The 22023-nt window shown below is 57.4% G+C and carries 21 protein-coding genes and 1 tRNA gene; 8 read left to right on the forward strand and 14 right to left on the reverse strand.

Translation table 11 applies throughout. The annotated features are described in order from the left end of the window. The first annotated feature begins 150 nt into the window (after window positions 1-150). From ABLO27_RS24670 to ABLO27_RS24690, 5 genes are all read left to right on the forward strand, one after another. A complete protein-coding gene (locus ABLO27_RS24670) occupies window positions 151-1413 on the forward strand; it encodes an imelysin family protein (protein WP_353036698.1) in 1263 nt (420 codons plus the stop codon). An 81-nt stretch (window positions 1414-1494) separates the two neighbouring features. Beyond that, window positions 1495-3036 (forward strand): di-heme oxidoredictase family protein, encoded by a 1542-nt coding sequence (locus tag ABLO27_RS24675; RefSeq protein ID WP_417714841.1) that lies wholly within the window; start codon window positions 1495-1497, stop codon window positions 3034-3036. Continuing rightward, on the forward strand, window positions 3036-4109 hold the full coding sequence (locus tag ABLO27_RS24680; protein WP_353036702.1) for an imelysin family protein: 1074 nt from the start codon (window positions 3036-3038) through the stop codon (window positions 4107-4109). The genes ABLO27_RS24675 and ABLO27_RS24680 overlap by 1 nt, the downstream gene beginning before the upstream one ends. After that, on the forward strand, window positions 4099-5259 hold the full coding sequence (locus tag ABLO27_RS24685; RefSeq protein WP_353036704.1) for a DUF1513 domain-containing protein: 1161 nt from the start codon (window positions 4099-4101) through the stop codon (window positions 5257-5259). Before ABLO27_RS24680 ends, ABLO27_RS24685 begins: the two co-directional genes overlap by 11 nt. A gap of 232 nt (window positions 5260-5491) precedes the next feature. Next, window positions 5492-8374, forward strand: a complete 2883-nt coding sequence (locus ABLO27_RS24690; protein ID WP_353036706.1) for an AsmA family protein — start codon at window positions 5492-5494, stop codon at window positions 8372-8374. Between the two features lie 37 nt (window positions 8375-8411). Here the strand turns inward: ABLO27_RS24690 and ABLO27_RS24695 are convergent, their stop codons facing one another. From ABLO27_RS24695 to phnG, 12 genes are all read right to left on the reverse strand, one after another. Further along, on the reverse strand, window positions 8412-9470 hold the full coding sequence (locus ABLO27_RS24695) for an adenylate/guanylate cyclase domain-containing protein (protein WP_353036708.1): 1059 nt from the start codon (window positions 9468-9470) through the stop codon (window positions 8412-8414). Beyond that, window positions 9467-9835, reverse strand: coding sequence for a group I truncated hemoglobin (locus ABLO27_RS24700; RefSeq protein WP_353036710.1), 369 nt, complete (start codon window positions 9833-9835; stop codon window positions 9467-9469). Before ABLO27_RS24700 ends, ABLO27_RS24695 begins: the two co-directional genes overlap by 4 nt. 217 nt (window positions 9836-10052) lie before the next feature. Continuing rightward, complete coding sequence (gene phnN, locus ABLO27_RS24705) at window positions 10053-10619, reverse strand: phosphonate metabolism protein/1,5-bisphosphokinase (PRPP-forming) PhnN (RefSeq protein WP_417714842.1); 567 nt, start codon at window positions 10617-10619, stop codon at window positions 10053-10055. A gap of 4 nt (window positions 10620-10623) precedes the next feature. After that, the gene (locus ABLO27_RS24710; protein ID WP_353036714.1) at window positions 10624-11769 is read right to left on the reverse strand and encodes an alpha-D-ribose 1-methylphosphonate 5-triphosphate diphosphatase; all 1146 of its coding nucleotides are present in this window, start codon (window positions 11767-11769) and stop codon (window positions 10624-10626) included. Beyond that, window positions 11766-12515: a DUF1045 domain-containing protein gene (locus ABLO27_RS24715; RefSeq protein ID WP_353036716.1), complete on the reverse strand. Its 750-nt coding sequence runs from the start codon at window positions 12513-12515 to the stop codon at window positions 11766-11768. Before ABLO27_RS24715 ends, ABLO27_RS24710 begins: the two co-directional genes overlap by 4 nt. 112 nt (window positions 12516-12627) lie before the next feature. Then, window positions 12628-13332: a phosphonate C-P lyase system protein PhnL gene (gene phnL / locus ABLO27_RS24720; RefSeq protein WP_353036718.1), complete on the reverse strand. Its 705-nt coding sequence runs from the start codon at window positions 13330-13332 to the stop codon at window positions 12628-12630. 14 nt (window positions 13333-13346) lie between these two features. After that, window positions 13347-14123, reverse strand: coding sequence for a phosphonate C-P lyase system protein PhnK (gene phnK, locus ABLO27_RS24725; RefSeq protein WP_352947686.1), 777 nt, complete (start codon window positions 14121-14123; stop codon window positions 13347-13349). A gap of 8 nt (window positions 14124-14131) precedes the next feature. Further along, complete coding sequence (locus tag ABLO27_RS24730) at window positions 14132-15058, reverse strand: alpha-D-ribose 1-methylphosphonate 5-phosphate C-P-lyase PhnJ (RefSeq protein ID WP_353036720.1); 927 nt, start codon at window positions 15056-15058, stop codon at window positions 14132-14134. Further along, entirely contained in the window at window positions 15055-15483 is a 429-nt protein-coding gene (gene fosX / locus ABLO27_RS24735) for a FosX/FosE/FosI family fosfomycin resistance hydrolase (protein ID WP_353036722.1), read from the reverse strand. Before fosX ends, ABLO27_RS24730 begins: the two co-directional genes overlap by 4 nt. Beyond that, entirely contained in the window at window positions 15480-16601 is a 1122-nt protein-coding gene (locus tag ABLO27_RS24740; protein ID WP_353036724.1) for a carbon-phosphorus lyase complex subunit PhnI, read from the reverse strand. Before ABLO27_RS24740 ends, fosX begins: the two co-directional genes overlap by 4 nt. Before the next feature lie 3 nt (window positions 16602-16604). After that, on the reverse strand, window positions 16605-17240 hold the full coding sequence (phnH, locus tag ABLO27_RS24745; RefSeq protein WP_353036726.1) for a phosphonate C-P lyase system protein PhnH: 636 nt from the start codon (window positions 17238-17240) through the stop codon (window positions 16605-16607). Continuing rightward, entirely contained in the window at window positions 17240-17713 is a 474-nt protein-coding gene (phnG, locus tag ABLO27_RS24750) for a phosphonate C-P lyase system protein PhnG (RefSeq protein ID WP_353036728.1), read from the reverse strand. Before phnG ends, phnH begins: the two co-directional genes overlap by 1 nt. A 122-nt stretch (window positions 17714-17835) precedes the next feature. Between phnG and phnF the strand changes: the two genes are divergently transcribed. Next, on the forward strand, window positions 17836-18576 hold the full coding sequence (gene phnF, locus ABLO27_RS24755; protein WP_353036730.1) for a phosphonate metabolism transcriptional regulator PhnF: 741 nt from the start codon (window positions 17836-17838) through the stop codon (window positions 18574-18576). A gap of 60 nt (window positions 18577-18636) precedes the next feature. Here the strand turns inward: phnF and ABLO27_RS24760 are convergent, their stop codons facing one another. Beyond that, entirely contained in the window at window positions 18637-20202 is a 1566-nt protein-coding gene (locus tag ABLO27_RS24760) for a CYTH and CHAD domain-containing protein (RefSeq protein ID WP_353036732.1), read from the reverse strand. Window positions 20203-20325: 123 nt separating this feature from the next. Further along, window positions 20326-20853: a cupin domain-containing protein gene (locus ABLO27_RS24765; RefSeq protein WP_353036734.1), complete on the reverse strand. Its 528-nt coding sequence runs from the start codon at window positions 20851-20853 to the stop codon at window positions 20326-20328. A gap of 270 nt (window positions 20854-21123) precedes the next feature. Here ABLO27_RS24765 and ABLO27_RS24770 point away from each other — a divergent pair. Both ABLO27_RS24770 and ABLO27_RS24775 read left to right on the forward strand, forming a co-directional pair. Continuing rightward, window positions 21124-21208 (forward strand) — tRNA-Leu (locus ABLO27_RS24770). Window positions 21209-21441: 233 nt separating this feature from the next. Beyond that, window positions 21442-22020 carry a YqaA family protein gene (locus tag ABLO27_RS24775; protein ID WP_353036736.1) on the forward strand — a complete coding sequence of 193 codons (579 nt, stop codon included), beginning with the start codon at window positions 21442-21444 and terminating at the stop codon, window positions 22018-22020. The last annotated feature ends 3 nt before the right edge of the window (window positions 22021-22023 follow it).

A 22023-nucleotide genomic window follows, 5' to 3' on the forward strand; every position in this document is an offset into this window, starting at 1 on the left:
TATTGATTTTTCTGAATTTATTTCTTGACTTTTGCCCTCATGAAATGGTTTTACGCGACTTGCGTTCCGGCTCGTGGGGCCGCGACATCATTCAGTTTTCGCCTGTTTGGCGCCATGGCAAGCTGGCGCCTCAAATATTGGGATGGGACAATGAATTCCTTCAAGCTTGGCCTTTTGGCCGCAACCGCTCTGTTCGTAACTCCAGCGTTCGCAGCAGCTCCGGCTGATGTTCTTTCAACCTATGGCGATATCGCACAGGCAAAATATGCGGACTCCCTTGAAACCGCAAAGACGCTCAAGACGGCAATCGACAAGCTGATTGCCGAGCCGACCGAAGCCAACCTGGAAGCTGCCCGCGCAGCCTGGGTCGAGGCGCGCAACCCTTACCAGCAGACGGAAGCCTATCGTTTCGGCAACGCGATCGTTGACGACTGGGAAGGCAAGGTCAACGCGTGGCCGCTCGATGAAGGCCTGATCGACTATGTCGACGCTTCCTACGGCGATGAGTCCGAAGAAAACGATTTCTATGTCGCCAACGTCATTGCCAATCCGAGCCTGAAGGTCGGTGGCGAGACCATTGACGCAGCCGAAATCACTCCGGGTCTTCTGGCCGACAGGCTTCAGGAAGCCGGCGAAGTGGAAGCAAACGTTGCGACCGGTTACCACGCGATTGAGTTCCTGCTCTGGGGCCAGGACCTGAACGGCACCGATGCTGGCGCTGGCAGCCGTCCGGCGACCGATTTCGACACCGCCAACTGCACCGGTGGCAACTGCGAGCGTCGTGTCCAGTACCTCGAAGCCGTGACCGATCTCCTGATTACCGACCTTGAAGAAATGGCAGCTGCCTGGGCGCCGGGTGGAGCAGCTCGTGAAGAGCTGGCCGGCAAGGGCGAAAACGGTGGTCTCGCTACCATCCTGACCGGCATGGGTTCTCTTTCCTACGGCGAGCTGGCGGGTGAGCGTATCAAACTCGGCCTCATGCTGCACGATCCGGAAGAAGAGCATGACTGCTTCTCCGACAACACGCACATGTCGCACTACAATGACGTTGTCGGTATCCGGAACGTTTACTTCGGTGAGTACAGCAGCGCCCTCGGCAACAATGTTTCCGGCGCCTCTCTTGCAGACCTCGTTGCGGCGAAGGATCCGGCGCTTGCAGAGGAAATGAAAACGAAACTCGACGCCACACTGGCTGCGTTCGAGGCCATGAAGGCACGTGCCGAAGGTGGCGAAGCCTACGATCAGATGATCGGTGAAGGCAATGAAGAAGGTAATGCAGTCATTCAGGCCGCCGTCGACGCCCTGGTTGATCAGACCTCTTCCATCGAGCGCGTTGTCAAGGTTCTCGATCTGGACGAAATCGCGTTTGAAGGTTCCGACAGCCTGGACAACCCGGGCGCTGTCTTCGAATAAGATTTGCACGTCAGGCGGTGTTAAAGCCGCCTGACGTTTCTTTCATGTCTGCGAATTGGGGCTCGCGGACAACATTTCAGGATGCGACTTATGGGACTGGCCCCCGTGACCAGCGCCGTTTCCGGCGCGATGTTGGCTATTTTTCTTTCTGCCGGATCTTCTGCGTTTGCAGAAGAGAGTTTGTCTCACCGAAGTGACCTGTCCACCAGGGACAAGTCAAAGGCCGCCAAGGTGCTTCAAGGCCCGGTGGACTTCGAGAAACCGGAACTCTTTGAACCCATGCAAGGTGGTGCGGGAACGTCGACAAGACGGCCCAACAGGGATGCCTTTTCTCATTCCAACAGCAATCTGACTTTCGAAGAGCAGCATACGTTCAAGGTCGGCAACGGGCTCTTCAAGAAGCTTTGGGCGTCTTCTCCCTCGTCGACGCAGGCGTCCGACGGCCTGGGTCCGCTCTACAATGCCAGGTCGTGTCAGGGATGCCATTTGAAGGACGGCCGCGGACGGCCTCCGCGCCCCGGCGATGAAGCGGTGTCCCTGTTTCTGCGTCTTTCCATCCCGCCTCAGAGCGATGAAGACCGGCAAGCGCTCGAAGCAAAAGAGATCCTGTCGGTTCCGGAACCGACTTACGGTGGGCAGTTCCAGGCTTTTGCGGTTCCGGGTCTCTCGGCTGAAGGTAAGTTCGATATCGAGCTTGAGGAGATTGAAGTCGAGTTGAACGGTGGCGAAACCGCCATTCTGCAAAAACCGACATACAGGATCCGTGACCTTGGCTTTGGTGAGATGCACGCCGATGCGATGACTTCACCGCGCGTTGCGCCGCCGATGATCGGTCTGGGGCTTCTGCAAGCCATACATCCAGGTGATATCGAAGCCCTCGCCGATCCGGACGACCTGGATGGCAATGGCATCTCCGGCAAAGTCAGCCAGGTCCGGGACATGGAGACCGGCGAGCTGACAATCGGCCGGTTCGGCTGGAAGGCTTCCAATCCGACGATACGGGCCCAAACGGCAGGTGCTTTTGCCGGTGATATCGGCATCAGCACTCCTTACAAGCCCGACAATTACGGCGACTGCACCGATGCCCAACAGGAGTGCCGGTCATTGCCCCACGGAGAACAGGCCCAACTTGGCCCGTCTGAAGCCCCGGACCCGGTCATGGATCTGGTGACTTTCTATTCGGAAAACCTGGCTGTCCCGATGCGCCGCGATGTTGACGACCCGGAAGTCCTGAGAGGCAAGCAGATCTTCTACGAAGCCGGATGCGTTTCCTGTCATCAGCCGAAATACGTCACGCGGCGCGATGCCGAAAACCCTGCGCATCAGTTCCAGTTGATCTGGCCCTATACCGATCTGTTGCTGCACGACATGGGTGAGGGACTGGCAGATGGCCGCCCGGTCGGCGATGCAAACGGACAGGAGTGGCGCACACCGCCGCTTTGGGGTATCGGTCTCACTCAGACAGTCAACAATCACACCCGGTTCCTGCATGACGGACGGGCCCGCAACCTGCTGGAGGCAGTCTTGTGGCATGGCGGCGAAGCACAAGCGGCTCGAGACGATGTCGTGTCTCTTGCACCTGATGACCGTCGTTCACTTATTCGGTTCTTGGAGTCCTTGTAATGCGACGTTTGGTGATAGCGGCAATCGCAGCTTGCCTTGCACTTCCTGCAGCTTCAGAGGAGTTCAATCCTCCTCTTGAGCATATGATTGTTGACTATGTCCGACCCGCAATGGCGGAGTTTTCCAAAAGTTCCGCAATGCTTCCCGATGCGGTGTCGGCCGTTTGTTCCGAGAACAAAAAGGCCGCGCTCACAGGATTTCAGGAAGTCTTCTCAGAAACGGTGCGCGACTTTTCCCGAATTCATTTTCTCAGGTTCGGGCCGCTCGTTGAAGAAGATCGCCTCAGCAGATTGGCGTTCATGCCGGATCCGAGAGGGATCTCCATGCGTCAAATCAGAAAGATATATGCGGCCCAGGACCCCGCCGTTCTTTCGCCGGAGACCCTTCGTGACAAGAGTGTTGCACTCCAGGGGCTGACAGCCCTGCAGCTGATTGCATTCAACAAATATGGAGAAGTCGTACTCGGCGATTCCGAGGAAACCAGAGAGTTCGACTGTGGCTACGCGTCAGCGATTGCCGTCAACGTCGCATCCATCGCAAACGAACTGAACACAGAATGGGCAGACCCCAAAGGATACAGTTCCGTTTTGTTGTCGGCAGGCCCGGACAATGAAAGGTTTCGCTCTTCAAAGGAAGCTCTTGAAACTGTTTTCAATGCATTGGTGACCGGCGTGATCGTCATGCGGGATCAGGATATCCTGCCTGCCTTGGGGACATCTGCTGAAAAAGCCAAGCCGCGCCGGTTTCCCTTTTCGCGTTCCAGAAACGGGGTTGATTACCTGTCGAGCGAACTGTCAGGAATCCGCGACGCCATTCACAGCATGGATCTGAAACCATTGATGTCGGAAAGCGACACTTGGGTTCTTGATACTCTGGGCTTTGAATTCAAGAATGCGCAAAGCTATTTGGACAAGCTGACACCGCCATTGCGCCAGACATTTGGTGAAAATGGCAGTTATAATCTGACGGCCGCACTTGCCGTTACACTGGGCGCGATCAGAGACATGATGGCACAGGAAGTTGCCGGGGCCCTGGAACTTGCCGGAGGCTTCAATGCCCTGGATGGCGACTAGGTCTGTTTCTCGGTCGATCACGCTTTCGCGGCGGAGGTTCCTGTCAGCCCTCGGCGGCCTTGCCGCTGCAACAGCGTTTTCCGGTTCACCACTGGCCGACAGCCTGTTGAACAAGGATGCGGCGAGCGGTGAGCCACTCTTTGCCAGTGCCTACAAGAAGGCCAATGGCGAATTCGGGATCGGTATCCTGGATGATCTCGGTCAGGTGCTTGCCCAGATTTCACTTCCCGGGCGTGGACACGGTGTTGCCGTGTCACCTGATGCAACGCGTCTCGCGGCATTCGCCCGACGCCCTGGAACCTTTCTGATCGTTCTGCGGCCGTTCGAAGACGCTGAACCTGAAGTGCTGACCGCGGAGCCCGGTCGACATTTTTACGGTCACGGCTGTTTTTCCAAAGACGGCAGGTTGCTCTATGCGGTCGAGAATGACTTCGATGCTGCCCGTGGCGTGGTCGGGGTCTATGACGCAAGCGGGCCGCAAACCCGGCGAATTGGCGAGCTGGATACCCATGGTGTCGGACCACACGACATCCTTCTGTCTCACGACGGAAAGACGTTGATTGTAGCCAATGGCGGGATTGAGACGCATCCGGACAAAGGTCGGGAAAAACTGAACCTGGAGACCATGTCTCCTTCCGTGGTTTTTCTTGAGGCGGTGAGCGGAGATCTGTTGGCACGACATGGTCTTGACGCTTCTCTTCACCAACTGTCTCTAAGGCACATGGCACTGGATGCAGATGGTCGGGCCTGGGTCGGCGGTCAGTTTGAGGGGTCGCTGAGTGAGACGCCGCCTCTGGTCGGAGTTTTCTCTCGTGATGAATTGCCGAAACTTCTGGAGATGCCGGAGACAGTCGCATCGCGGTTGAAAAATTACATCGGTTCGGTGACTGCCAATGCAGCTGGTGACGTGATCGCGACGTCAGCGCCTCGCGGGGGGCGGACCTTGTTCTGGAGCGTGGCAGATGGTGCGTTTCTTGGAGCGCAGACGGTTCCGGACGGCTGCGGCATTGCGCCAATTGATCAGGGCAGTTTCCTGATATCCGACGGGAATGGTGGCCTGTCATATGTGGGGGACGCCGAAGAGCCAGCGGAAATTCTGGCCCGGCCACCAGGCTATTCCTGGGACAATCACATGGCTGCGTTCGGTTGAAACCGACGTGCCAGAGTGGAACGGCCTTGCCTGAAACGGAAAACCGTGCTTTCGCTGTGCGGTAAGGTTTTGTTGCCCTGAAAGAGAGAGATGTTCCTGCATTCAACGAATGCGGGAGCCGCATCCATGAGTGCGAAACGGCAAATTTCCTGCTTTTGTCAAATTCAGAGGGCATTTTTGACGGCGTATTGGTCTACATTGGGGCCGATTCGTGCAAGGGAGACGCTCTAAAATGCGACGGCTATTGATCGGTCTGGGCAGCCTGGTGATCGTGCTGGCGACCATCCTTCTGGTGGTGCCGATGTTCCTGCCCAAGGAAGAGATCAAGCGTCAGGTGGTTGAACAGGTGGACAAGCGCCTTGGGTGGCGTGTCCGGCTGGACGGCCCTGTTTCCCTGTCCTTGTTTCCCAGATTCTCGCTTGTTGCCGAGGATATCGGCATCGCAGGAGAAGCGGGTGCCGACGGGGTGGAGTTTGCGAAGGCCTCGCGGGTCGAATTCACGCTCGGTTGGGACGGGCTGATCTCCGGCAACGTGCAGGTGGACGGCATTTCGCTCGACCAGCCGGATATCTATCTGGAAATCGGCGCGAACGGGCGCACCAGTTGGGAACCGCGCCGGAGGCTGGCAGCCGAAGCTCCAGTGGCCTCGGAAGCTGCGACGTCCGCGCAGCAGAACGCCTCCGGTACGCCATCGACCGGAGAACAGCCTGCTGCAGTCACCTCGTCCGAGGGGTACCTGAAAAGCATCGGCGTCAACAGCTTCCGTATTACCGGAGGGTCTGTCACATACAAGAATCAGGCTTCTGCATCGCCGATCAAGATCAGCAATCTGGATCTGACACTTCGGGCCCCGGATCTTGCCGGGGACGCGGATCTGACCTCCAGTTTCTCGTTGCAGGACATTCCGCTCAACGTTTCCGGTTCCCTGACCAATCCGCTCGGGCTGGTCGGCGGAGAACAAGTGCCGGTTTCGTTGACTGTCTCCACCGGCGAAAACACCGTCACGGTCTCGGGCGATGCCGGTATGGAACCGGCACGGGCAAATCTCGCAGTGGAAGGAAGCGGACCGTCGCTTCAGGCCGTTGCGGCACTCGCTGGCCAGAACCTGGCGACAGATCCGGGCGCGTTTTCCGTTGACGCAAAAATTTCCGGTTCAGAGGCTGCCGTCTCTGTCGCGGACCTGCATGTCGTCCTGGGACAGCTGTCTCTCGGAGGTGCCGCAGATGCCGATCTTTCAGGGTTGCTGCCGGAAATTTCAGGACGGCTGGTTCTGAAGGAAGGTTCCATCGCAGATCTGCTGCTGCTTGCCGGACAGGACCTGCCTGCAAGCGGCAAGTTGAGCGCCGACCTGGCATTCGAGACCGTCGGCATCACCGGTGAAGAGCTTGTGGCAGGGCTCGATATCAATGGTTCGGTTTCCATTGCCGAAGGCGAAATCGGTGGGTTGGGTCTGGCTTCCGCCGTTGGTGGCGACCCCGAGGCTGACCGGCTGACCAATCTTGCAATGGATGTTGATCTGGAAGGTCTGGAAAACCCGGTTTCCCTGAGCGGAGCGCTCTCCTGGCGCGGGGAAGGCTTCAGCCTGACGGGTGAGGCCGACACAGCGCGTCTGCTTGCCGGAGACGCCGCTCCGGTCTCGGTGACCGTCAAAGGCAGCAGAGTGAGCGCCGGGTTTGATGGCCAGGCTGCGATGAACGGTGACGTCGATGGTGCCATGCGTGTCGAGACGGCAGACCTGCGAGGTCTGATGACCTGGATGGGGCAGTCGATCGGAGCCGGAGACGGGCTGAAGACCTTCAAGGCTTCGGGCATCTTCGGAATGCATGGAGATGCCATTTCCTTCGAAGAAACCCGCTTCACTCTCGATGAGACCTCCGGTGAAGCAAACGGGCGGGTTGAGTTTGGCGGGAAGCCCAAGGTGACCGCCCAAATGGCTTTGCGCGAGCTGGTTCTTGACCCCTATCTTGGCGGCAGTTCCAAAGCCGCAGGTGGCAGTTCGGGATCTTCAGGGAGTTCGAACAGCGGCAACGGCGGTGGCAACTCAGGCGGTGCTTCCGGCTGGAGTTCCGACCCTATCGACTTTTCCGGACTCAAGGCAGTTGATGTCGACTTCAAGGTCACAACACGCGAAATTCGCTGGGACAAGATCAAGATTGATGAAAGTGCTCTTTCAACCACCATTCAGAACGGTGTGCTGAGCGCCAAGCTTGAAAAACTTGCCCTTTACGACGGGGCCGGAACCGGAACCGTGACGTTGAATGGAGCGGCGGCGACGCCCGAGGTGGAGGCGAAGTTCTCACTTTCCGGGCTTGATGCCTATCCGCTGCTGCGCGATGCGGCGGATTTCAATTGGATCGAAGGAACCTCGGCGATCAATCTTACCGTCAGTTCGAAAGGTGGTAGCGAACAGGCACTGGTTCAGGGTTTGAACGGCGATGCGAATTTCGAGTTCATCGACGGTGCGATCCGCGGCATCAATGTCCCCAAGATGGTACGCGGCCTGTCTGTCGAAACTCTGCTAGGGTGGCAGGAGAACCCTTCCGAGAAGACCGATTTCAGTTCACTCGGAGCTACATTCAAGATTGCCGACGGCGTCGCCCGGACAGAAGACCTTGCCATGGCGGGTCCGTTGGTGCGTATGACGGGCAAGGGCAAGACGGATCTGCCCAAGCAAAGCCTTAACTGGCGGGTCGAGCCAAGGATTGTTGCAACACTGGAAGGTCAGGCTCCTGTGCCGCGCCGCAAGGGCGAAGACAAGAAAATGTCGGGGCTGGGCGTGCCGATCATGATCGAGGGTCCGTGGAGCGATCCGCGCATCTATCCGGATATCGCCGGCATTCTGGAAAACCCGGAGGCCGCCTACAAGCAGCTTCAGGAAACCGGTGGTGAATTGATCTCGATCCTGCAGGGCAAGAAGGCCCCATCGGAAGAGCTCGTGGACACAGCCAATCAGGTTATCAATCGCGCAACCGGAGGACGGACACAGATCGATGTCCAGAAAGTCATAGAAGGCAATGTGGATGACGAAGAAGTGCTGAAGGCGGTGGAAGAAGGTTTTGGTCTGCCGTCAGGCCTGCTTGGCAACGTTTTCGGCAAGAAGAAAAACGACAATTGAGTTCAGCCTGAGCAAATCCGCCTGTCTCGCCTGGCCCTTAGAACTGCCGGGCTTTTCGGGCAAGCTCAATGCCGGGTGTAACCCGCATCAGGCGCATTTCGCCGAAGCTGCGTATGTCCTGATTGCCCAGGTCGACGAGATGGAACTCATCCACGAGGAATTCCTTCATCTCATCGGGCGCGACAATGCACATTGGCTTGGCAAATTCCTGCAGGCGCGCTGCGAGATTAACCGCCGAGCCAAAGACGTCGTAAACGTATTTCTGGATGCCGACCACTGAACCGACGGCAGAGCCGGTGCCGAGGCCGATGCGGGCTTCCCACTTGTATTGATGGCTCTGGTTTCGACGGTCCAGGTAGCGGATGAATCGCACGGCACAATTGGCAACCGCGCGCATATGATCCGGCGACGGTTCAGGCATGCCTGCAACGGCGAGATAAGCATCGCCAATGGTTTTGATCCGCTCACAGCCGAACTGTTCCGCAATCCTGTCGAATGCGGTGAAAATGTCATTCAACTCCCCCAGCGTGACCGTCGGGTCGTGCTCGGCGGCGAACCTCGTGAAGTCCACGAAGTCCAGCATCACCACCGAGACGCTATCGTAGAGCTGCGGCGTGACAACGCCGAATGTCTTGAACTCTTCGTAAACGGACCGAGGCATGAGGTTCAAAAGAAGGCGCTCCACGCGTTCCTTTTCGCGTTCCAGTTCCCGGGTGTTGCGCTCCACCATGGCTGAATAGCTGTCAATCATCGATTCCAGCTCTCGGATCCGGGTGATGTTCTGGCACTCGACCACATAGAAGTCCTGTGCCTCAGCGCTGGCGCAGGATATGGACAGGGCGATGATCAAGGTTCGCCGCTTGCGTTTAACCTGCAGTTCACCGGTGTAGCGACCGTTCCTTTCCATCTCGGTCTTGACGTCGTCCATGTCGATATCTTGCAGGACTTCGGGCAGGGATGACCTGGGTTCGGGTTTGCCGAACCACTCGGCGAATGGTTCGTTGGTGAAAAGGAACCTGAGATCCTTGCGCCGTACAACGGCAATGCCAACACCGATCGCGCGCAGCAGCTGCTCGTTGATCGCAGCAATGCTCATGACGCGCGGTCCGCCAGAATTGAACCGCGCCGCGCTTCAACCTCGGCCATGACGATATCTATGTCCTGAGACTCGATGCCGTGTTCGGAAAGCGTGTCTCGCAGCAGGCGCTGGACTTCATCGAAATCAGCCGAAGTCAGGTTGAGAGAGGCGTGTGCTCTCTTCAGGCGTTCGTCCGTGTAGGAAACCGGGCCACCAAGGAGCGAGGAGACGAATTTGGTCTGATGATCGATAAGTCGCGGCATGTCGACATCATCGAAGTAGTCACCGACCTGATCAGAGTCGAGAACCTTGTCGTAGAAGGACAACACAAGTCGGCTGACAAATTTGAAGCCGCCATATTTATCAAAAAGCGCCTCGGTCATATCCGTTGGACTCTGTTTGTAGTCAGATGTCATGCAATGGATATAGCTTAAGCGACTGTGCTGCTTATTCAAAATTGTTTGGAGATTGATTGCGTTTACTTGTAATTTCTTACTATATACAATTTATCTTTAGTTGCTGTCTTGAATTTTGCTCGCAATATTTGAACTGCATTCCGATGAAAAAGCTCAGAGGCAGTGATCATCAAGCTGCAGGTAACTACAGTTCAAGGGCTTGGACCATTTCTGCGACACCTTCATCAATCGTGCCGGTGTTTTCGATCCGGATCAGATTTGGAACATTGTCGGGCTCCAGGTCGGCGCGCTGAAGTCTCTTTCGAATGTCCTCCATGCTTTCGCGTCCGCGTGCGGACAGGCGCTCCGCCAGCACATCGATCGGAGCGGTTATCAGCAGGACAATTGCTGTTTGATACTTGGCTGCGGACTGGCCGAGGACCTTGCGAGAGCCGTTTGCGATTACCGTGTCGCCGGAGGAGATGGCTCCATCATAGGACTTGGGAATGACGTAGCCGAGCCCGTGCGCCTCCCAGGAAAGAGCAGTTTCTCCCGACTTCACAAGATGGTCGAATTCGGACCGGGTCAGCGTGTCGTGATCTTCGGCATTCGCATCGGCCTCGCGCGTGATTGCGCGCCGGGCAAAGTGTACGCCGGAGTGGTTCTTGAGCCGTGCCTTTAGTGCGGCCATGAGCGTATCCTTGCCCGCGCCGCTTGGACCGACGACAAGAACCATTCGTCCTGGGCCCAACTTTGCGGAGGGTTCCGTCATGATGTCAGGCAACCCGCTTGCCTTCGCGCCAGACACCGCGAACGATCGGCACGTTCCCGACGAGCTTGACCTGAACAAGGTCGGCACGGAGCCCCGGCAACAAGGAGCCGCGATCATCGAGCCCGATTGCCTTCGCGGGATTGGACGTCACCATGGCGACCGCCTTGGGAAGTGAAATCGATTCGATTTCTTCAGCCAGCTGAAACGAGGCCTGCAGGAGCGATGCCGGGATATAATCTGAAGACAGAACGTCAAGATATCCTGCTTCGGCCAGTTCGCGCGCCGAGACATTGCCTGAATGAGAGCCGCCGCGAACGACGTTCGGGGCCCCCATCAGCACGGCCATGCCAGCCTCATGAGAGGCCTTCGCCGCCTGCACCGTGGTCGGAAATTCCGCGATCCGCGTGTTCAGGGCGACAGCTTCCTCGACATGCTCGCTGGTGGCGTCATCATGGCTGGCAATGACAATGCCGCGTTTGCCGGCCTGATCGGAAAGCTGCTTGCGATGTTCTGGCGCGAGCGCGCTGGCCTTTTCCTGGCGGCGTTTGATAAACGCGTCCATCTCGGCATCCGAGAAGCCCTTTTTGCCCTTGAAATAGATCTTGTAGGCGTCGAGAGAGACAAACTGGCGCTGCCCGGGCGTGTGGTCCATCAGGGATATCAGCCGGATGCTGTCATCTTCCTCAAACACCTTGAACGCATTCATGACGTCCGGCGCAGACACTTCACAGCGCAGATGAATGAAATGATCTGCGCGCAGCCTGTGTTCCCGCTGACCGGTTTCGATGGCATCGGCCAGTGATCTCATATCCTGGTAAGTCAGATCGGCATCTTCATCCATGCCGACCCGGAGCGCGTCGAACACGGTGGTGATGCCCGCACAGGCAATCTGAGCATCGTGGGCCTGAACGGCCGAAACCGTGTTCCAGCGTACCTTGGGGCGCGGAGCATAGTGGGTTTCCAGGTGGTCGGTGTGCAACTCGACCAGTCCGGGAAGCAGATAGTCGCCTTCGCAATCGTGCCCGTCGGTCTCTGTTGGAGAGGCGATGTTTTCGATGCGACCCTCCCTGTCGACGGTCAGAGACCCGTCGATCACTTCATCGGCCACAACAAGTCTGGCGTTCTTGAAGGATTTGGGATGCGTGCTCATGCTGTCTCCTTGGACGTCACGCCAACGGATCGTGACTCGGCTTCGACCGGTGCAATATCGCCGGTCAGTTCAAACACAGAATGGACTTCAAAGGGGGCCCCACGTTCCGGCTCAAAATAGAGGGCGAAGCTGTTACAGGTTCTCGGGCACCCGGTCACGGAGTTGAAATGTGACTTTGCATTGGCTGCAAGCAGCTCTGCGTCCCTGTCATCTTCCAGCTTGTTCGACAAGGTCATATGGAAGCGGAATTCATCAAAGACATATGGATACCCCCAATCGACCAGATAGGCGTCCTGCCGGGGTGTCAGGTTGCTTTGCCGGCGCCGCAGCAAGTCAGTTTCGGAAAGCGGTGCCCTGAACGTCTCAAAGTGGCGAACGCATGTTGCCGCGAAAGCAGAAAGCTCCGGCTCATGCTGGTCTGGTGTCAGGGCCAGGAATTTTCCGAGGCGATTGACCGCCAATCCCTGAATTTCAAAAGGGGCAACAAGGCTGGCGAATTCCTTGGAGGCTGCCACAAGCCCTGCTTCGGTCTTGTCGTGATGCAGATGAAAAGGCGCCTTCAGCGTGCCATGAAAGCCGTATCGGCGAGGATTGCCGGTGAGCGCATGAAACCGTTCAGCATCCAGTCCGTCGAGCGCCGGTTGAGGCAGGTCCCTGGCAGCAAATGGATCCCGGCCCAGCCAGGCATTGCCCAACTGCATCAGGCGGTCTTCAGCTGAAGCGGCAAAATAGATGGCGTAGCGCATGGTTCAGAATCACGACTTCGATCTAGGGGTGGCCGAGGTGATGGCCTTACAGGTGGGGAGTGACTGTTCTGTGACAGTTTTCCGTCACCTGCAAGTGTTTCTTGTCAACAGGCTAGGCTGCAACCTCCGCGGCAAAGCCGGTAACGTCGATGATCCGGTCGGCAATCTCTTCGCGAACGTCCTGATCATGCAGAATGCCAACCATGGCAACGCCCTGTGCCTTCTTCTCTTCCACCAGCCTGACCACCACGGCCCGGTTGGCGGCATCAAGAGAGGCGGTGGGTTCGTCCAGCAACAGGATCGGATAATGGGCAATGAAACCACGGGCAATGTTGACCCGCTGCTGTTCTCCGCCTGAAAAAGTCGCTGGAGGAAGGGTCCACAAACGCTCCGGCACATTCAGCCGGGCGAGCAGAGCGCGGGCGGTGTCCTGCCCTTCGGCTTCGCTGGTGCCCTGTGCAATCAAGGGTTCGGCAACGACATCTTCGGCCGAGACACGGGGGATCGTCCGCAGAAACTGACTGACATAACCAATGGTGTTTTCGCGCAGCTTCAAAACCTGGCGCGGCTCGGCACCGGCGATGTTGACGATTTCGTCGCCGATCGTCACGAGGATCTGACCCTCGTCGCAGCGATAATTGCCATAGATCATTTTCAGGATCGAGCTCTTGCCGGCTCCGGACGGGCCGCCCAGGACAACGCATTCGCCTTCATTGACCGAGAACTCGACCTTCTCGACGACCGGTATCACGGTGCCGCCCTGCAGATGCATGGTGAAGGACTTGCCGACATTGTTGAGATAAAGACGGACAGGCATTCGTTGCACTCCGCTTAGACTTGAAGGATCGAGGATACGAGCAACTGGGTGTATGGCTCGCGCGGGTCGTCAAGCACCTGGTCGGTCAGGCCGCTCTCGATAACATTGCCCTGGCGCATCACCATGATCCGGTGTGACAGGAGACGGGCGACCGCCAGGTCATGGGTGACAATCACTACGGACAGTCCGAGGTCAGCCACCAGTCGGCGCAAGAGGTCGAGCAAACGGGCCTGCACGGAAACATCGAGACCACCGGTCGGTTCGTCCATGAAGACCAGCCGTGGACGGGTCACGAGATTGCGGGCAATCTGAAGGCGTTGACGCATGCCGCCGGAAAACGAGCGCGGATCGTCGTCAATCCGGTCACTTTCGATCTCGACACGGCCCAGCCAGTCGTCAGCCGTCGAGCGGATATTGCCGTAGTGGCGCTCGCCAACCGCCATCAGCCGTTCGCCGACATTGGCGCCCGCAGATACGTTCATGCGCAGTCCGTCGGCGGCGTTCTGATGAACAAATCCCCAGTCGGTGCGCATCAGCAACCGGCGTTCGGCCTCGGTGAGCTGATAGAGATTGCGCATGGAGCCGTCACGCATGCGGTATTCGATTGCACCGGCCGTCGGGGCAAGTCGGGTGGAAAGGCAATTGAGAAGAGTTGTCTTCCCCGACCCGCTTTCGCCGACGATTGCCAGAACTTCCCCCGGCCATAGGTCGAAGGACACGTTCGAGCAGCCAATCCTGTCGCCATAGTAGCGGGTGACATTGTGAACCTGCAGGAGTGGTTCTTCAGGCATCAACGCGTTCATTGGGCCGTCTCCTTCACGTTGCTGCCGATCTGGGCTGCGGCAGGGTCCGCGGCCATCGGGCCAAGGTGGCCGTTGGCACGCCGTTCTTCGCAGAAATCGCTGTCGGAACAGACAAACATGCGCCCTCCCTGGTCATCGAGGATGACCTCATCGAGGTACACGTTTTCCGCACCGCAGAGCCCGCAGGGCTTGTCGAATTTCTGAATTTCGAAGGGATAATCCTCGAAATCGAGGCTCTTGACCTTCGTGAAGGGGGGGATCGCATAGATGCGCTTTTCCCGTCCGGCACCGAACAGCTGCAGAGCCGCCATCTCGTCCATCTTGGGGTTGTCGAACTTGGGCGTCGGCGACGGGTCCATCACGTAGCGATCGTTGACCTTGACCGGATAGGCGTAGGTGGTGGCGATGTGACCGTTCTTGGCAATATCCTCATAGAGTTTCACGTGCATCAGCCCGTAATCTTCCAAGGCGTGCATCTTGCGGGTTTCGGTCTCGCGCGGTTCCAGAAAGCGCAGCGGTTCGGGGATCGGAACCTGGTAAACCAGAACCTGGTCTTCCGTGAGCGTCTTTTCCGGGATCCGGTGACGCGTCTGGATGACTGTCGCTTCCGAAGTCTCGTAGGTTGTCCTGACGCCGGCGGTCTTTTCAAAGAAACCGCGCAATGAGACTGCATTCGTGGTGTCATCCGATCCTTGGTCGATCATCTTCAGACAATCGTCCTGGCCGAGGATCGAAGCCGTTACCTGCACACCGCCCGTGCCCCAGCCATATGGCATTGGCATTTCGCGGGAGGCAAAGGGAACCTGATAGCCGGGAATGGCAATGCCTTTCAGGATCGCTCGGCGGATCATGCGTTTTGTCTGTTCATCCAGATAAGCGAAATTGTATTCGCCCTGATCGTAGATCTGAGCCGTGTCGTTCATGGTGCGGTCCTCCGCTCCAGCAGAATTTGACGATAGTTTTCAAGCCGCATTTCCAGGGTTCCGGTGTGCAGCTCGAACAGATGGTTGTCGTTGTCGTAGAAATAGATCGACCGGCCTTCCCCCTCGACGCGCGGGCGGGGCGGCTTGAACTCGAGACCAAGGTTTCTGATGGTCTCAAGCCGGCTTTCGAATTCGCTTTCCTCTATCTTGAAAGCAACGTGATTGTAGCTGCGCTCAGCAAGAGCATCGCCCTGCATGATTGCAACCCAGACGTCGCCAACCAGAAAGAACTTTTCCGGAGACAGCGAAAAGGTGTCTTCGCCGCTTTCGTAGATTTGCCGGCCCTTCAACACATCGGTCAGGATGCGCGTCATCGCTTCAAGGTCGCTGACGATGAAGGTGATATGGCTGAGGCCACGGCTCATTCCGCAGCCTCCTGAGCGGTCTCGCCGTTTTCTTCCTGCCGACGCTTCTCGAACCATTCGTCGCGCATGCGGCGAACAAGATCGAGTTCCGCCTGGAAGTCGACATAGTGCGGAAGCTTCAGGTGCTCGACAAAACCGGTCGCCTGAATGTTGTCTGAGTGCGAAAGGACGAATTCAACGTCCTGGGCGGGCGCGGTCTGCTCCTCGCCGAGTTCCTGCCACCGCAAGGACCGGTCGACCATAGCCATGGACATGGCCTTGCGTTCAACCTGGCCGAAGACCAATCCATATCCACGCGTGAAAGTCGGAGCGGCCTTGGCTGACCCCTGGAACTGATTGACCATTTGGCACTCGGTCACTTTGATAGTGCCTAGGGTCACGGCAAAGCCCAGCTCCTCCGCAAAGAACTCGACTTCAACTTCGCCGTATCTGATCTCGCCGGCAAAAGGGTGCGTGCGGCCATAGCCACGCTGAGTGGAATAGGCGAGCGCCAGCAAGAAACCTTCGTCTCCTCTTGCAAGGTTCTGCAAGCGAAGGTCACGATCTGCCGGGAAGGCCAGCGGTTCGCGGGTGAGGTCGCCGACCGGAGCACCTTCATCGGAAATCGGATCAGGTTCCATCAGTCCCTCGTCTCCGAGAAGATCCGTCACGCGAGGCATCGTCTCGTCCATTGCGGGCGCGGTCTCAACGGCAACGTCACTTGCGTCTTCTTCAGCTGCCAGAGCGAAGTCCAGAAGGCGGTGACTGTAGTCAAAAGTCGGCCCGAGAACCTGTCCGCCGGGCAGGTCCTTGTAAGTGGCCGAAATACGCCGTTCCACTAACATTTTCGCGGTGTCGACCGGCTGGCTGTAGCCGAACCTTGGCAGGGTTGTGCGATAGGCGCGCATCAGGAAGGCTGCCTCGATCAGGTCTCCGCGTGCCTGCTTGATGGCAAGCGCGGCGAGGGTCTCATCGTAAAGAGATCCTTCGCCCATCACACGGGCAACGGAATGGGACAGCTGCTGTGCGATTTGCTCCAATGTAAGCGAAGGAACCGAAGTGTCGCCCCTGCGGCGCTTTGCCAGAAGCTTGTGAGCATTGCGGATGGCCTTCTCGCCACCCTTAACGGCAACATACATGGCTCATGCCTCCGTGAGCGTGATACGGGTGGAGCGAGGCAGGGCTGCCACGTTCGTTTTTCCGGCAAAGATCAGGTCGATGCCGCGCGGGAACTGCCTGCTGTTGCTGATGGCCTGATCCCAGAAAACCGGGGGAACGGGAGATGACGAAAAGGCTGTGAAGTCCTTTATGCCGGGGCCTTCCAGCTTCACTTTGGGGCCCCTGTCAAATTCCTGTCCGATCAGGATCACGGTTGTCGATTGATCGGGGTACTCCGCCGAGCCCTGGTTGAAGCTTGCCAAAGGGATCAGGTGTTCAGGATCTGCGACAAGTGCAAAGGCGGCATCGACAGGTTCTGAGACAATGGGTGCACCAGTGTGAAAACGCAGGAATGCCTTGACCGGTTCTGATGTCATCAGCGGGCGATCGAGCCAGATTGGCGTGTCATAGTCGAACAGCGTAAGCGCGATAGCGGCTGCGACCGGCGTCAATGGGGAAGGCGGTGTCAGACCGTCCGTGTTCACAAGCCGTCTGTCTCCGGGTCTTGCCATGACATCCATGATCGCCCGGAAACAGGTCTGTGCGTCATGAACCGGATCCTGCAGGCCTGCGGCGAGTGGTGTGCCTTCCGCGGGCCGTCCTGTTGCTGTGATTGTCATCAGTTGTCTCCTCGCACCATGGTGAAGAAGTTGACTTTGGTGGCTTCCGTCTCGCTGCGAACACTTTCCTTCTCACCGGACTGTGCGTCTGCAAGCGGGGCGATGATGTCGGTTTCGATCTGGGCCCGGACTTCGCTTCGCTGCCAGAGTGCATCAATCACCGCGGACTGAAGCGCCTTTGTCTTGTTGCGGCCAAGGGCGTAAGCGCTGCCGGTTTCGCCTGTATCCAGGCGCACAACACAGCGCGTTACGGTGACTTCCCCGAGATTGAAGGGGCTGCCTGTTCCGCCCATGCGACCGCGTACCATCACAAGGCCGGTCTCGGGCTGGCGTACGAGTTCATAGGACGGGAGTGACAGGGTTTCGAACCGTTCGGCGACAGCTTCCGGCGAAGCGGCGGCCAGGGTCGCCATGTTTTTCTGCCGGATGCCTGTGGCACCGTCGATAGGAGTGGTGGAGGTGGCTTCGGTCATGGGCACGCCTTTTGCTGGCGGTCTTGGGAGGAGAGTGTTGAAGTTTTCTAGCTTTGATTTGTCTATTTGTCTATACAAATAAACTGATTGACTCTTTGGTACCGAAATTTGATGACGGTCACATGACGAACAACACCATTCTTGACCGCAGTGCAGGCATCGCCGTCTGGCGCCAGATCATGGAAACGCTGAAGGCGGAAATCGTCAGCGGTGCTTTCGAAAAGGGCAGTCGATTGCCGCCCGAGTCGGAGTTGGCGACGCGCTTTGGCGTGAACCGGCATACGGTGCGCCGGGCGATTGCCGCTCTGACAAGCGAAGGTATCTTGCGGGCGGATCAGGGCCGGGGAACCTTCGTCGCCTCTGCGCCGCTCAGTTACCCGATCGGTCCGCGTACCCGGTTTTCCGAAATTGTGTCTGGGCAGGACCGTGCTCCAAGTGGCCGGTTGATCGGGTCGGCATTGGAAGAGGCCGACGCGCTGCTGGCCAATCAGTTGGACGTGCCGCTGGGGACGATGCTCATCCGACTGGAAACGCTGAGGGTTGCCGATAGTATTCCGATGATGATCGGGACCAGCTGGCTCGAACAGTCGAAGGTTCCGAACCTGGTCGCCGATTATGCCGATTGCGGTTCGATCACCGAAGCCTTGCGGCGCGCCGGTATCGACGATTATCGCCGCAAGGAGACACGGATCTCAGCCGAACTGGTGGAGGCGCGGGACGCGCAACAGCTCGGACTTCCACTTGGGCAGCCCGTGTTGGTTGTCGAAAGTGTCAATCTGGATATGACTGGCACCCCACTCCAGTACACGCGGGCGCGCGCGGCGGCAGACCGGATGCAGCTTGTCGTCAACGGCAGTGGCTAGGCTTTTGAGGTTCGTCGTCCTCGAAACCGTCGAGATCCTGCCGCGTCGAACCAATTCCGATCATGTCCAGAATTTTGGCGTTGACCGGGTTGCTTCCCAATAACCTTTGGCATGTTGCCATTTGGTCTGACACTGTGATTCATGCCAGCCGATCACAAATCCGATGGCCTGCACAATCTCCAATGTCCTCGCTCCGCTCACCTTGCATTTTTCCGGCAGCTGTTCCGCCATTGCGACGTCATTGAGATACCCGAAAATGTCCTGCAGCTTCTTCATGCGCTTGAGGAACGGTTTGACCGTGTCTTGCGGGTAGAGGCAACCGAAAAATTCGATGCCGTACCGCATCTTCTTCATCGCCTTGCGCATTTCATGGCGTTCGGGGATCGATAGCTCTTCCAGCCGCTTGCCGTACTTCATGACCTTCTTCCATTGCCGGGCGAGTGCTTTGCTGGAAAAGGCTTCAATCGGTTGCGCCAAAAGCCCTGTCTGGTCAAAGTTTTCCGGATCCAGCCAGCCCCGGCCTTCCGTATAGGCCGCAAGGTCCAGGAGAAAGGCATTCACTTCAGCTGACTTCAAATGGTCGACCAGTGCCTTGCGCGTTTCCTGTCCACGAGACGCATTGAGATTGTTGAGAAGTGCATCGAGAGAAAGGCTCTCAGGTGCCTTGTCGATCAACGGAGCCACAATTTCATCAATCAGGACGTCGAGATCGCGCAAGGCGCCGGCTTCAGCGGCAATCGTACGCGCCATCTGGTCAAGCGGAAGTGTCGTCGCCGGATTGAGGGCCGGCCTGAACAGACGGAAAGCACTGCGCAGCCGGCGCAGGCCGACACGTAGCTGGTGTGGTCCTTCCGGGTCCTCGGACGCCAGAATTGCGATCCTGTTTTCAGCGACCTGTGTGAGGCAGGACCTCAGGACGTCTCGGAACCCCAGTTCAACACTGCTTCCTGCGGAAAAGGTGATCGGGTCGGCAAAAAACGGTTCGGGTCGGGTTGCCTGATGTCCCTCGGCAAACCGGTAGCCCCGCTCGGCTTTGCTATAGGGTGAAAAACGGAAGGGAGTATCCTTCACCAATGCCTTGGCCGCCTCGAAAATCGAATGGCTTGGTCCCGATTTGAGTTCGAGTTCAAGTTCGACAAGCGGTTGACTGCCGTCTCCGGCAAGGATGTTGCCAGTGTCGAATGCAATCTCGATTTCGGTATCGTCACTCTCCCGTGTGAGGATGCGGGTGGTCCGCTTCATCACGGTTTCAAAGCACTCCTGAAGGGAACCGTCGCCGACTGTCTCCGTCAGCTTCCTGGCAACATCCGGATCCTCGATAACAGAGAAATCGAGCGCGCGGCCCTTGACCTGGTGCTCCGATTCAATGGGCGAGGAAAGCCCGCCCATGACGCCTGTTCCGAGTTTGGCTGTCTGGATCCAGTTTCGACCGGATTTGCGAACCCGGAGCGAGATTTTTGCCTTGCGCAGCGCCTGGTCAGGGGTGTCGAAATAGATCGACTGCAGCGTTTTGGTAGTGGATTTGCTCGCTGTAAATCCTTCGATGACGCCGACGCGTTTCATCGCGTCATGCGCACCTGGATCCAGTTCAAGCTTGAGCTCGATTTCACGTGCAGATTTTGACATGAAAAATTTCTAGCCAAGCGGAGCGCTCTTGTCCAGAAAAGGTGCACAATTTGCACTTTTGTAAGCCGGCTAATGACGCAGCGGAGTGTTGTCCGATGCGTCCGGCTCATGTGTGGGCAGTTTCTACCTGAACAATTTGCGGTGCACCTTGTTCACCGCGCGGCAGAACGTGTGCAGGTAACTCGGAACCGATTTCTGATTGAAGGCGATCTTGCGAACATATTCTGGTACCGTCCAGGTTGCTTTCGACCCATCCGGAAAAGAGACCGTCGTGCCCGGAACGGCGAGATATTCGACGCCATTTTCGTCCACAATCATTGCTTCGCCTTCGAGAATGAGAATGGTCTCGTCAAAAAAGTAATGCCAGACGAACTTTCCCTTCGTGCAGGACCAGTGATCGATAACCGTCCAGCAATCTCCGATCTGAGACAGGTTCTTGCATTTGGCCTCGGGATTGCCTTCAAGGATCCAGTCCGGGCTGATCGGCGACGGTTCGAGAGAGTTCTTGTCCAGGCGTGACTGAGTAAACAGTCCGCCAACTGCATGGGCTTGTGCTGCTTCCAGCGTTAGAAGGCCCAGTTTTTCCACCAGAGCGGCTTCATCGTCCCGAGGTGTGTACGCGGAGGCGGATTTTTGTGTGTTCTGTGCCAACTCACTGTCCAGTCGTCGTCAATGTTTCAGGCCAGTGTGCATGGCCGGAATTGATATGAACTTTAAGTGTCGCAGAACTTCCTTCCGAAATCGGGAGATACAGGCCGATTTCTCCCGCTATCGCAAAGGAACAGTTAAGACAAAGGCTAAAGTTGCAGGAAACCGGTTGGCCCGGTGGGGCGTTATGTAGTGGAAAGACCAACCACTTTGTGCGATGGGCCGCTTGCATCCTTCAATGGCCCATGATAGGCACGCTCTCCGGTGTCAGTTGCCCCTCTGGCGGAACTGGTAGACGCGCGGGATTCAAAATCCCGTTCCTTCGGGAGTGCCGGTTCGATTCCGGCGGGGGGCACCACTTTCCTTGCACAATCTGCGACCAACTGTGCCGAGCGCATGATGCGCTCGCAGGAATGCTCAAGTGCGCCTGGTTTCGACCGGATCTTCTCTCCAAAACTGTTTTCAGATATTGAAGCCGAGAAATTTTGTCCGCAGGTGATCGACTGCCATGGGTGCCTTGTGTGCGGCATCGTGACGACTTCAAGAATTCTCTAGGTGACTTTTTGTGCCATCGCGGCTATGGGAAGCGCCATGATCAGACGCCTCTATGACTGGACTTTGTCCCTTGCTGCCGGACCGCGCGCGCCCGTTGCGCTGGGGTCCGTTTCCTTTGTCGAAAGTTCGGTCTTTCCGATCCCTCCGGACATTCTTTTGATCCCGATGGTCATTGCTCGGCGTGAACGTGCCTGGTGGTACGCATTCCTGTGCACGCTGACATCGGTTGCCGGCGGAATTCTCGGATATCTGATCGGAATGTTCCTGTTCGATCAGGTCGCCGAACCCATTCTTTCCTTTTACGGAAAAATGGAAAAGTTCGATGAGTTCAGTGCGGTGTTCAATCACTGGGGCTGGTGGTTTGTCTTCATCGCAGGGCTGACACCGTTTCCATACAAGGTCATCACGATTGCCTCCGGGGTCGCCGGGCTCAGCCTGCCGGTGTTCATTCTGGCCAGTATTGTGTCGCGGGGCTTGCGCTTTTTCGTCGTAGCTGCACTGCTCTACTTTTTCGGTCCGCCGATCAAGGAATTCATCGAAAGACGGCTTGGCCTGATGTTCACCCTGTTTGTGGTGTTGCTGGTCGGAGCTTTTGTTCTTCTGCGGTATATTTAAAGA

It is taken from the genome of Roseibium sp. SCP15 (assembly GCF_040329435.1).
Taxonomy (GTDB): domain Bacteria; phylum Pseudomonadota; class Alphaproteobacteria; order Rhizobiales; family Stappiaceae; genus Roseibium.

Coding starts and splice junctions, on each gene's coding strand:
- ABLO27_RS24670 (WP_353036698.1), top strand. CDS start 151: ATGAATTCCTTCAAGCTTGGCCTTTTGGCCGCAACCGCTCTGTTCGTA.
- ABLO27_RS24675 (WP_417714841.1), top strand. CDS start 1,495: ATGCGACTTATGGGACTGGCCCCCGTGACCAGCGCCGTTTCCGGCGCG.
- ABLO27_RS24680 (WP_353036702.1), top strand. CDS start 3,036: ATGCGACGTTTGGTGATAGCGGCAATCGCAGCTTGCCTTGCACTTCCT.
- ABLO27_RS24685 (WP_353036704.1), top strand. CDS start 4,099: ATGGCGACTAGGTCTGTTTCTCGGTCGATCACGCTTTCGCGGCGGAGG.
- ABLO27_RS24690 (WP_353036706.1), top strand. CDS start 5,492: ATGCGACGGCTATTGATCGGTCTGGGCAGCCTGGTGATCGTGCTGGCG.
- ABLO27_RS24695 (WP_353036708.1), bottom strand. CDS start 9,470: ATGAGCATTGCTGCGATCAACGAGCAGCTGCTGCGCGCGATCGGTGTT.
- ABLO27_RS24700 (WP_353036710.1), bottom strand. CDS start 9,835: ATGACCGAGGCGCTTTTTGATAAATATGGCGGCTTCAAATTTGTCAGC.
- phnN (WP_417714842.1), bottom strand. CDS start 10,619: ATGACGGAACCCTCCGCAAAGTTGGGCCCAGGACGAATGGTTCTTGTC.
- ABLO27_RS24710 (WP_353036714.1), bottom strand. CDS start 11,769: ATGAGCACGCATCCCAAATCCTTCAAGAACGCCAGACTTGTTGTGGCC.
- ABLO27_RS24715 (WP_353036716.1), bottom strand. CDS start 12,515: ATGCGCTACGCCATCTATTTTGCCGCTTCAGCTGAAGACCGCCTGATG.
- phnL (WP_353036718.1), bottom strand. CDS start 13,332: ATGCCTGTCCGTCTTTATCTCAACAATGTCGGCAAGTCCTTCACCATG.
- phnK (WP_352947686.1), bottom strand. CDS start 14,123: ATGCCTGAAGAACCACTCCTGCAGGTTCACAATGTCACCCGCTACTAT.
- ABLO27_RS24730 (WP_353036720.1), bottom strand. CDS start 15,058: ATGAACGACACGGCTCAGATCTACGATCAGGGCGAATACAATTTCGCT.
- fosX (WP_353036722.1), bottom strand. CDS start 15,483: ATGAGCCGTGGCCTCAGCCATATCACCTTCATCGTCAGCGACCTTGAA.
- ABLO27_RS24740 (WP_353036724.1), bottom strand. CDS start 16,601: ATGTATGTTGCCGTTAAGGGTGGCGAGAAGGCCATCCGCAATGCTCAC.
- phnH (WP_353036726.1), bottom strand. CDS start 17,240: ATGACAATCACAGCAACAGGACGGCCCGCGGAAGGCACACCACTCGCC.
- phnG (WP_353036728.1), bottom strand. CDS start 17,713: ATGACCGAAGCCACCTCCACCACTCCTATCGACGGTGCCACAGGCATC.
- phnF (WP_353036730.1), top strand. CDS start 17,836: ATGACGAACAACACCATTCTTGACCGCAGTGCAGGCATCGCCGTCTGG.
- ABLO27_RS24760 (WP_353036732.1), bottom strand. CDS start 20,202: ATGTCAAAATCTGCACGTGAAATCGAGCTCAAGCTTGAACTGGATCCA.
- ABLO27_RS24775 (WP_353036736.1), top strand. CDS start 21,442: ATGATCAGACGCCTCTATGACTGGACTTTGTCCCTTGCTGCCGGACCG.